Source organism: Flaviaesturariibacter aridisoli (assembly GCF_004343705.1).
In the GTDB taxonomy this organism is placed as follows: domain Bacteria; phylum Bacteroidota; class Bacteroidia; order Chitinophagales; family Chitinophagaceae; genus Flavisolibacter; species Flavisolibacter aridisoli.
In genome coordinates this window covers 50,681-60,122 of record NZ_SKFH01000022.1, presented here as the reverse complement: position 1 = coordinate 60,122, position 9,442 = coordinate 50,681, and the positions used below count along the sequence as shown (strand labels likewise).

The 9,442-nt window shown below is 58.1% G+C and carries 9 protein-coding genes; 6 read left to right on the top strand and 3 right to left on the bottom strand.

The genetic code is table 11. The features are described from left to right. The coding region (locus E0486_RS12630) for an ATP-binding cassette domain-containing protein (RefSeq protein ID WP_131852544.1) at window positions 1-393 on the bottom strand (393 nt) is incomplete at its 3' end. Between the two features lie 161 nt (window positions 394-554). Here E0486_RS12630 and E0486_RS12625 point away from each other — a divergent pair. After that, complete coding sequence (locus E0486_RS12625) at window positions 555-1,178, top strand: DUF3347 domain-containing protein (RefSeq protein WP_131852543.1); 624 nt, start codon at window positions 555-557, stop codon at window positions 1,176-1,178. 3 nt (window positions 1,179-1,181) lie between these two features. Further along, window positions 1,182-3,533, top strand: coding sequence for a TonB-dependent receptor (locus tag E0486_RS12620; protein ID WP_131852542.1), 2,352 nt, complete (start codon window positions 1,182-1,184; stop codon window positions 3,531-3,533). A 144-nt stretch (window positions 3,534-3,677) separates the two neighbouring features. On the opposite strand, the gene E0486_RS12615 is transcribed toward E0486_RS12620, so the two are convergent. Then, on the bottom strand, window positions 3,678-4,463 hold the full coding sequence (locus E0486_RS12615; RefSeq protein ID WP_131852541.1) for a hypothetical protein: 786 nt from the start codon (window positions 4,461-4,463) through the stop codon (window positions 3,678-3,680). Window positions 4,464-4,522: 59 nt separating this feature from the next. Continuing rightward, complete coding sequence (locus tag E0486_RS12610) at window positions 4,523-5,707, bottom strand: hypothetical protein (RefSeq protein ID WP_131852540.1); 1,185 nt, start codon at window positions 5,705-5,707, stop codon at window positions 4,523-4,525. A 75-nt stretch (window positions 5,708-5,782) separates the two neighbouring features. On the opposite strand from E0486_RS12610, the gene thrS reads away from it, so the two are divergent. From thrS to E0486_RS12590, 4 genes are all read left to right on the top strand, one after another. Beyond that, entirely contained in the window at window positions 5,783-7,726 is a 1,944-nt protein-coding gene (gene thrS, locus E0486_RS12605) for a threonine--tRNA ligase (RefSeq protein ID WP_131852539.1), read from the top strand. Between the two features lie 88 nt (window positions 7,727-7,814). Then, window positions 7,815-8,480 carry a translation initiation factor IF-3 gene (gene infC, locus E0486_RS12600; RefSeq protein ID WP_131852538.1) on the top strand — a complete coding sequence of 222 codons (666 nt, stop codon included), beginning with the start codon at window positions 7,815-7,817 and terminating at the stop codon, window positions 8,478-8,480. A 106-nt stretch (window positions 8,481-8,586) separates the two neighbouring features. Next, window positions 8,587-8,934 carry an MmcQ/YjbR family DNA-binding protein gene (locus E0486_RS12595; protein WP_131852537.1) on the top strand — a complete coding sequence of 116 codons (348 nt, stop codon included), beginning with the start codon at window positions 8,587-8,589 and terminating at the stop codon, window positions 8,932-8,934. Beyond that, the gene (locus E0486_RS12590) at window positions 8,931-9,413 is read left to right on the top strand and encodes a VanZ family protein (protein WP_165917319.1); all 483 of its coding nucleotides are present in this window, start codon (window positions 8,931-8,933) and stop codon (window positions 9,411-9,413) included. Before E0486_RS12595 ends, E0486_RS12590 begins: the two co-directional genes overlap by 4 nt. The last annotated feature ends 29 nt before the right edge of the window (window positions 9,414-9,442 follow it).

Genomic DNA, 9,442 nt, shown 5'->3' with positions numbered 1-9,442 from the left:
GCCGGCTTCTTCAAATTCGTGCAGCTTGTCGCTGTACAGGTGCAGCAGTTCGTCGGTCTGCTCGGTCTCCAGCTTCTTCGTCAGCTCGTCGAGCTCCTTACCGATGGCCACGGCCCGGTCGAAGGCATGCTGCGCCACCTGGAGGATCGACTCGCTCGTCTCAAAGGAGAGGAGATCCTGGTGAAGGTAGCCGATGCTGGTATTGCGCCCGCGCTCCACGGTACCGTTGGAGGGCTGGTATTCGCCCACCAGCACCTTGAGCAGGGTGGATTTGCCGGTGCCGTTGTAGCCTACCAGGCCAATGCGTTCCTGCGGGTGAATGTGCCAGGTGGCATCTTTCACGATGGTCCGCGCCCCGAATTCGAAAGTCACGTTTTGAAAGCCTGCGAGCATAGAGAAGGAGAGTTTTAGGAGAGCGCAAAGATAGTTTATAGTTTATAGTTTATGGGGTTGAGATGCGCCTTAAACGGGCTTTGGGAAGGGTTTCACGGTTTGGGCAACTATAAACCATAAACTGTAAACGGTCAACTGTAAACTTGCCTAATTTTGCCCCCATGCGGAAATTCATCTGGATCCTCGCCCTGGCCGCAGCCGCCCTGGGGGTTTATTTTGTCGCCTTTCACCAGTCCGAAGAGCCGGCAGGCCCCGAGCCCGAAAAGCAGAAGCCCGTGGCCCAGAGCAAGTACAGCGCGGCTTTTAACACGTCGGTGGGCAAAGCCATGGCCGACTACGATGCCCTGCGCGAGCAATTGGTAAACTGGGACAGTGCGGCGGTAAAAACACAGGCGGCCAAGCTGCAAACGAGCCTCGGATCCGTGGCGTACGATGAGCTGCACAAGGACACGGCCATCTATGAAACCGCCATCAGCTACAAAGACATGTTTGCCGGCGACCTGACGGCCATGCAGACGGCTCCCAACCTCACTGAAGCCCGCCGCAGCTTCAATTCGCTCTCCCAGAACCTGTACGACCTGCTGCGCGTGATCCGCTACGATGCCGCCCCGACCTACCTGATCGAGTGCAACATGGCCTTCAATGACACCGAACCAGGGGTGTGGCTCAACAGCAGCAGCACCGTACGCAATCCCTATATGGGCCTCCATCACCCGACCTATAAGGGCGGGATGCTGAAGTGCGGCGAGCCCAAAGACAGCCTACTCTTCGCGGTAAACAAGTAACCTATGCGCTTCCTGGCGACGCTGCTCGCGGCCCTGCTGACGCTGGCAGTGACGGCTCAAACGCGATACACCATTTCCGGCTACGTTCGCGACAGCGCCTCCGGTGAAACGATCATCGGGGCGACCGTGGCACTCGCCGGAACGGGCCGCAGCGTTACATCGAACCAGTACGGTTATTATTCGCTCAGTATCGAAGGCGGCCACTATACGCTGGTGGCCTCACACGTTTCCTACTTCGCCCACACGCGCCCGCTGGCGGTAGCGTCAGGCGAAACGATCAACCTGCTGCTGCAATCAAAATCCGCGGCGATGAGCGAAGTGGTGGTATACAGCCGCCGCCGCGATGCCAACGTGCGCAACGCGCAGATGGGCCAGATCAACCTGTCGATGGTGCAGGTCAAAAACATTCCCGCCTTCCTCGGCGAGGTCGACATCCTGAAGACCATCCAGCTCCTGCCCGGCGTTCGCAACGCAGGTGAAGGAAACGCAGGCTTTTACGTTCGCGGCGGTGGCCCCGACCAGAACCTCATCCTGCTCGACGACGCCGTGGTATACAACACCGGCCACCTGTTCGGCTTCTTTTCGATCTTCAATTCCGACGCCATCAAGAACACGGCGCTGATCAAAGGGGGCATGCCGGCGCAGTACGGCGGGCGCCTTTCGTCGGTGCTCGACGTGGCTATGAAAGACGGCAACAACCAGAAATTTACCGGCGAGGGCGGCATCGGCCTCATCGCCTCGCGCCTGTCGCTGCAGGGACCGCTGGTCAAAAACAAAGCCTCCTTCATGATCTCGGGCCGCCGCACCTACGTAGACGTCCTCACGAAGCCCTTTGTGAGCAAAGACGCCAATGCTGCCGGCTCGGGCTACTACTTTTACGACCTGAATGCAAAGGTGAACTACCGCTTTTCGCAAAAAGACCGCCTTTACCTGAGCGGCTATTTCGGACGCGACGTGTTTCGCTTTGTCAGTAAAAAGCGCTCCTTCAATGCCAACATTCCCTGGGGCAACGCTACGGCGACGCTTCGCTGGAACCACGTGTTCGGGCCGCGGCTGTTCTCCAACACGACGCTGGTATACAACGACTACCACTTCCGCTTCGGGGCTACGCAGAACAATTTCGAGGTCGGGCTATCCTCGGGCATCCGCGATGGCAACCTGAAGGCCGACTTCGACTGGTACCCCGCCGGTAGCCACCGGATCAAGTTCGGCGGGCAGAGTACTTATCACAAGTTCGTACCCAACCAGGTGTCGGGGCGGCAGGATTCGGTGGTCTTCTCACCCGGAAACGCCGAGTTGAAATACGCTTTGGAAAACGCGCTCTATGTCCAGGACGACTGGGACCTGACCAACCGCCTGAAAGTGGCTTACGGTCTGCGTTGGAGCGGGTTTACACAGCTCGGACCCTACAAGAAATTCCTCCGCGATGCCGATGGAAACAAGCTCGATAGCACGGTCTACGGTCGCTTTAACCCGGTGCAAGCCTACTCCGGCTTCGAGCCGCGGATCACGGCGCGCTTCCAGTTGGATTCCGCATCATCGATAAAAGCCTCGGTGACGCGCAACCTCCAGTACATTCACCTCGTGAGCAATGCCGGTACCACGCTGCCTACCGACCTCTGGGTGCCCAGCACCTACCGCGTGCGGCCGCAGGTAAGCTGGCAGTATGCCACCGGCTATTTCCGCAACTTCAAAGACAATCAATACGAGACGTCGCTGGAAGTGTATTTCAAGGACATGCAAAACCAGATCGAGTTCGAGGAAGGCTACCAGCCCAACGTCGGAGACCCGGAAGAACACTTCGTTTTCGGGCACGGGTGGGCCTACGGTGCGGAGTTCCTGGTGAACAAAGTGCGGGGCCGGCTGACGGGCTGGGTGGGCTATACCTTGTCGTGGACCTGGCGCCAATTTCCCGACATCAACGGCGGCGAACGCTACCCGGCCAAGTACGACCGCCGCCACGACCTTTCGGTGGTGGGCATGTATGAACTCAATGCGAAATGGAAAGTAGGAGGGGTATTCGTGTACGGCACCGGCAACGCCACGACGCTTCCGGAACGCTTTTATATCATCGACGGCACCCTTACGCAGGAATACAGCAAGGTGAATCAATACCGCCTCAAACCTTACCACCGCCTCGACTTGTCGGCCACCTACACGCCGCAGCCCAAACGGCCGCGCCGCTTCAGCAGCAGCTGGGTTTTCAGCGTTTACAACGTTTACAGCCGCCTCAACCCGTATTTCATCTATTTCGACCAGCAGGGCGATCCGCTCGCAGGCACCCTGCAGGTGCAGGCCAAGCAGGTGTCGCTGTTCCCGATCATCCCGGCGGTAACGTGGAATTTCAAGTTCTGATGCGCCGCAAGCGGCGGGAGAAAGAACGCAGATTCTTATGATTTTTAAGATTAGCGCGGATAAACGCTATTGATTAAAGTGCGTCAGCAAATAACCAACCATAATAGATCTGCGTATCCCGCTTGCGGGATCTGCGTTCGCTCTCTACTTGGGGGGATCGTAAATGAAGCGCACTTTCGCGCTTTTGCTTTCCGTAGACGTCAGGTATAATTTGTACCGCTTGCTGCCGGCCGTTACAATGAGCAGGGCGGTATTCGGCGGAATGCGACCGAGGTTCACGGCCACCATTTCCACTTCCTGGAACGTGTGCTCGAGGTCGATGTGCACGAAAGCGGTCACAGGCGTGATGTCCAGCTTCTTGTTCGTCAGGATGGTGGCGCCGTTGACGCGCACACTGATGGAATCCCCGTCGATCTCGGCGTTGTCGTAAAAATCCAGTCGGATCATCCCGGTATCTACTTCCACCTCGGGTATCTCGGCGAAGGCCGATGTTTTGACGCGGGTCAGCGTCAGCTGGCCCGGCTGGCAGGAAGCGTCGCTGTTCATCACCTTGCCGTTCCATTCGCCGCGCAGTGTTTCCACGTTGCCGTTGCGCGAATACCACAGCTCGTAATTCTTGATGCAGGGAATGCAATCGGCCGGGATCTTGAACGTCTGCACCGCCCCTTCGCTCAGGTATAGTTTGCGTACCGAAGGGTAATAGGCGCCACGGAATTTTTTCTTAACGTAATTGGTGATGTCCGAGTAGTGGTACGAAGCGCCTGCCGCGGTATCGCCGCTGACGTCGATCTGCAGCTCGATGTAATATTTCGGAAAACAGCCGCCCGCGCTTTGGGTGAGCGTTCCCTTCCAGATGCCGTTCAGGTTGGGTTCCTGCGCAACACAAAGCAGCGACAGCAGGCACAAAAAGGGCAGGAACAAATATTTCACGATGGGAATTTAGCGGCTATGCCCGTGCCGGCGCGGCATTTTTCGATGAACGGTTGGAGTTAAGGCGTGCCCGGGCCGGTGCCGGTATAGCGGAAACGCACCAGGGCATTTTTGTTCTCTGTCGATGTGATCTGCGCTTCATAGCGCTTGTCGCCGTCCCAAACGATCATCAGCGAGGTGTTGGGCGGAATGCGGCCCATGTTTTCCGCCACCATTACCAGCGTGTGCTCTGGGTTGTTCGGATCGAGCTTCACCCGTAGCTCCAGCGGCGACGCGCTGAGGCCCTTGTGCGCCAGCACCAGCTTGTTGTCGAGGTATACCGAAATGGTGTCGCCGTCGATCTCGCCGTTATCATACAGCTTCACGAGGATCTCCTCGTTGTGCACTTCAAAGACCTTGGCCGTGCTGTTTTCACGGTTGCGGGTCTGTGCGGGGATGAACACCGGTTCGGGGCGCTTCACCACGGGAAGCGGCTTATCAGCGGGTGGGGGAATAACAGGGTTCTGCTTCGGGGCCGGTGTTTGCGCCTTCGGCTTCGGGATCGTTGCCTTCGCCACCGGCGGCGTTACCGGCTTTTTCGGCGTCGTACGGACTGTGGCGGCGTTCGGGGTTTTCGGCTTGGGGGCCGGCGTTGTACGGTTTGCCGCAGGAGGCGCCACCTTCGGAGGGTTGGTGCGGGCACCGGCGATGGAGTCGCGCTTTTTCAGGAAGGGTTCCAGTTCAAAGTCGGACGTTTCCACGCGGCGCAGGAATACACGTCCGCCACCACAGTCGCCCCAGGTGCCGTTGTTTTTCGGGTTGGCCCGGTCTTCGCGCTTACCCAGGTAAGTGCCTTCCAGGAACAGCTCGTTGCCCGACCGGGTGAAATCGAGCTTGTAATTCATCAGGCAGGTGCCGCCGCCGCCGCTGTTCCGTACTTCTACGGTGCGCAACTCTTCGATGTTGAATTTATTGGTGCCGGTGTTGAAAAAACCCTTCATGTTCGACTTTCCGTAAAAGCGGCGGTCGAGGTACGAATACGAGATGCCGCGGACGGCTCCGGTGGGGGCGTCGATCTGGAATTCGAGTTTGTATTGCTCACCGCTTTCCGTAATAAAATAGCCGCGCCAGATGCCAGTGACGCTTTTCGCCGGTGCTTTGGCGGTAGCCGTGCGGGCCACGCCGCCCTGGGCCGCAGCCGGACGGGCAGCGAAGAGGCCAAAAGCGCTCAGCAGCAGCAGTAGGATCCTTTTCGTCGGGTTCATCGAGGCGAATTTAACGATAAGGCTAGCGGAGGGGCATCCGAGTGAAGCAAGAGTTTGTTAATTTTGCCCACCTTTATGAACGATCAGATCAACATTAAGCTTCCCGACGGGAACGTCCGGCAGTACCCGAAGGGCACTACGGGCATGGACATCGCCAAGTCGATCTCGGAAGGCCTCGCCCGAAAGGTGCTGGCCGCCGAGGTAAACGGAGACGTGTGGGACCTCAGCCGCCCCATCGACAGCGATGCGTCCTTTAAGCTGCTCACCTTCGACGATGAAAGCGGCAAGAATACCTTCTGGCATTCGTCGGCCCACCTCATGGCGGAAGCCATCGAGGCACAGTTTCCCGGCGTTAAGTTCTGGGTAGGCCCGCCGGTGGACAATGGCTTCTATTACGACATCGATCTCGGCGACCGCAAGATGACCGAAGACGACCTCGCCGCCATCGAGAAAAAGATGGCCGAGCTTGCCAAGCAGGCCAACCCCTACGTGCGGAAGCCGATCGCCAAAGCCGAGGCCATCCAGTATTTCACCGACAAGGGCGATGAGTACAAGCTCGACCTGCTCGAAAACCTGCCCGACGGCGAGATCACGTTCTACACGCAGGGCGGCTTTACCGACCTGTGCCGCGGGCCCCACATTCCCAACACGGGATTCATCAAGGCCATCAAGCTGACCAACATCGCCGGCGCCTACTGGAAAGGCAGCGAGAAGAATAAAATGCTGACGCGCGTTTACGGTGTCACCTTCCCCAAGAAAGATCAGCTCGACGAATACCTCGCCCTGCTGGAGGAAGCCAAAAAGCGCGATCACCGCAAGCTCGGTAAAGAGCTCGCCATTTATACCATGGATGACGACGTCGGTCCGGGCCTCATCATGTGGTTGCCCAACGGTACCGTGATCATCGAGGAGCTCGAGAAGCTGGCGAAAGAAACGGAAGAAGACGCCGGCTACAAGCGCGTTGTTACGCCGCACATCGCCAAGGAGAATATGTACCTCACCTCGGGGCACCTGCCGTACTATGCAGACAGCATGTATCCGCCGATGGAGATGGAAGGGGAGAAGTACTACCTGCGGTCGATGAACTGCCCGCACCACCACAAGATCTACGACGCGCTGCCCAAAAGCTACCGCGACCTGCCGTACCGCATCGCCGAATACGGTACCGTGTACCGCTACGAGCAAAGCGGAGAGCTGTTCGGCCTCATGCGGGTGCGCTGCCTCCACATGAACGACGCCCACATCTATTGCACGAAGGCGCAGTTTGCCGACGAGTTCCGCGCGGTGAACGAGATCTACATGAAGTATTTCAAGATCTTCGGCGTAGACAAATACCAGATGCGCCTGTCGCTGCATTCACCCGAAAAGCTCGGTGTGAAGTATGTGAACGAGCCCGAGCTCTGGAAAGAAACCGAAACGATGGTGCGCGAGGTGCTGATCGAGTCGGGCATTCCCTTCGTGGAAGTGCAGGACGAGGCGGCCTTCTACGGCCCCAAGATCGACGTGCAGATCTGGAGCGTCATCGGACGGGAATTTACCCTGGCGACCAACCAGCTGGACTTCTCGCAGGGCCGCTCCTTCAAGCTCCACTATACAACGGAGGAAAACACGGTGGAAACGCCGCTGATCATCCACCGCGCCCCGCTGGGCACCCACGAGCGCTTCATCGGATTCCTGCTGGAGCACTACGCCGGCAAGCTGCCCACCTGGCTGTCGCCGGTCCAGGTCAAGATCCTGCCCATTTCCGACAAGTACCTCGAATATGCTAAAGAAGTGCGTGCGCAACTAAAAAAAGCGGATATTCGTGTAGAGATCGACGACCGCAACGAGAAGATCGGCAAAAAGATCCGGGACACGGAGCTGATGAAAGTGCCGTATATGCTCGTGGTGGGAGAAAAGGAAGCGACGGAAGGAAAGGTCTCGATCCGCCGACAGGGCAAGGGCGACCTCGGGTCGCAGTCCATCGCGGAATTCCTCGAAACGGTGGTTCCTGAAATAAAGGAGCGCCGCGGCGAGTAAAACAGTTCTTAAATTCGACAGGAAATAAAAATCAAACACAAAGGCCTCATGGGAGCCGGCTGTCGACGGCCAAAGTGAGGGATTCATTATGGCATTACCAAGTAAAGGCGGATTCCGCCCGGGCGGGGGTTTCAGAGGACGATTCATTCCCCGCAAGGAAGCTGAACATCGTATCAACCACCACATCCGCGTACCCCAGGTGCGTCTCGTGGGCGACAACGTGACCATGGGTGTGTACCCCACGCAGGAAGCCCTGAAAATGGCTCAGGACCAGGCACTCGACCTGGTGGAGATCTCTCCGCAGGCCGATCCGCCGGTGTGCCGCATCATCGACTACAACAAGTTCCTCTACGACAAGAAGAAGAAGGAAAAGGAGATGAAGGCCAAGGCGAAGACGACGGAGATGAAAGAGATCCGCTTCACGCCCAACACCGACGACCACGATTTCGACTTCAAAAGTAAACACGCCGAAAGCTTCCTCAAGGAAGGCAACAAGGTGAAAGCCTACGTGCAGTTCAAAGGCCGCGCCATCCAGTTCAAGGACCGCGGGGAGCTGCTGCTGCTGAAATTCGCCGAGCGCCTCGGCGAAGTGGGCCAGCTGGAAAGCATGCCCAAACTCGAGGGAAAGCGTATGCTGGCGATCATCAGCCCCAAGACCAAAAAGGCAAAGGAACCTAGGGAGCCCAAAGAGCCCAAGGAACCGAAGGAACCCAAAGAGCCCAAAGAGCCGCGTCCTTCGGAACCGAAAGCTTAAGAACAGGGCCGTCCCGGATAAAAAAGCAACGAACATTCCAGCCTCCCGCAACACGGGAGGCTTACTTTTTTATGCGAAAGCTCCGCCGATTTTCGATATTCGTTCCATGGACCGCGATACACTGCGCAATACCTGCCTTGCGCTTAAAGGGGTGCAGGAAGAGATCAAATGGGAACACGACCTCGTGTATACGATCGGGGGGCGGATGTTCTGCGTCACGGGGATGGAGGGACCGGTGAATTTCAGCGTCAAGGTGCCAGATGAGGATTTCGAGGAGCTCTGCGGCGTGCCGGGCATCGAGCCGGCGCCCTACCTAGCCCGCGCCAAATGGGTGTTGGTGACCGAAGCCTGCACCTGGAAGCCCTCGAAAAAGCTGGAATTGGTCGGCAACAGCTACCGCCTGGTAGGCGCCAAGCTGACCAAAAAGGCGCAAAAAGAGCTCGGGCTGCTATGAGTGGTTCCGCGGCACCGGGCTTTGGCGTCCGCCGCGACCTGCGCCGCGTTGCGGCGGCGCTGTTCGTACCGTACCTGTGCGTGCTCACCTTGCTGTTCGTAGTGAAGCGGCCGGCCGCCTTCCGGGAGCAGCTGGCGCACTTCCGGTGGACCGAAATGGGGCATACGGTGAACCTGCTGCCTGGCCGGACCATTTTGTATTACATCACCCTGCAGGAAAACTACCAGACCGGTGTGGCCCAGCTGGGCGGTAACCTGGCGGGCTTCGTGCCTTTCGGCTTCCTCCTTCCTCTGTTTTACCGCCCGGCCCGCCGCGCCCTGCGCCTCGCCGAACTGGCCTCCGCCCTGAGCCTCCTTTTCGAGCTGTTCCAGTACGCTACGAACGTGGGTTCTTTCGACGTGGACGACCTGCTGCTGAACGTTTCCGGGGCGGTGTGCGGTTTCTTTGTTCTGCGCTGCATGCTGCAGCGCAGTTTGTAGTTTATCGTTCGTGGTTTGCGGTTTAGTTC

What these genes read in the sequence shown, in the direction of transcription:
- E0486_RS12625 (WP_131852543.1), top strand. Translation starts at nt 555, where the DNA reads ATGCGGAAATTCATCTGGATCCTCGCCCTGGCCGCAGCCGCCCTGGGG.
- infC (WP_131852538.1), top strand. Translation starts at nt 7,815, where the DNA reads ATGGCATTACCAAGTAAAGGCGGATTCCGCCCGGGCGGGGGTTTCAGA.
- thrS (WP_131852539.1), top strand. Translation starts at nt 5,783, where the DNA reads ATGAACGATCAGATCAACATTAAGCTTCCCGACGGGAACGTCCGGCAG.
- E0486_RS12590 (WP_165917319.1), top strand. Translation starts at nt 8,931, where the DNA reads ATGAGTGGTTCCGCGGCACCGGGCTTTGGCGTCCGCCGCGACCTGCGC.
- E0486_RS12595 (WP_131852537.1), top strand. Translation starts at nt 8,587, where the DNA reads ATGGACCGCGATACACTGCGCAATACCTGCCTTGCGCTTAAAGGGGTG.
- E0486_RS12620 (WP_131852542.1), top strand. Translation starts at nt 1,182, where the DNA reads ATGCGCTTCCTGGCGACGCTGCTCGCGGCCCTGCTGACGCTGGCAGTG.
- E0486_RS12610 (WP_131852540.1), bottom strand. Translation starts at nt 5,707, where the DNA reads ATGAACCCGACGAAAAGGATCCTACTGCTGCTGCTGAGCGCTTTTGGC.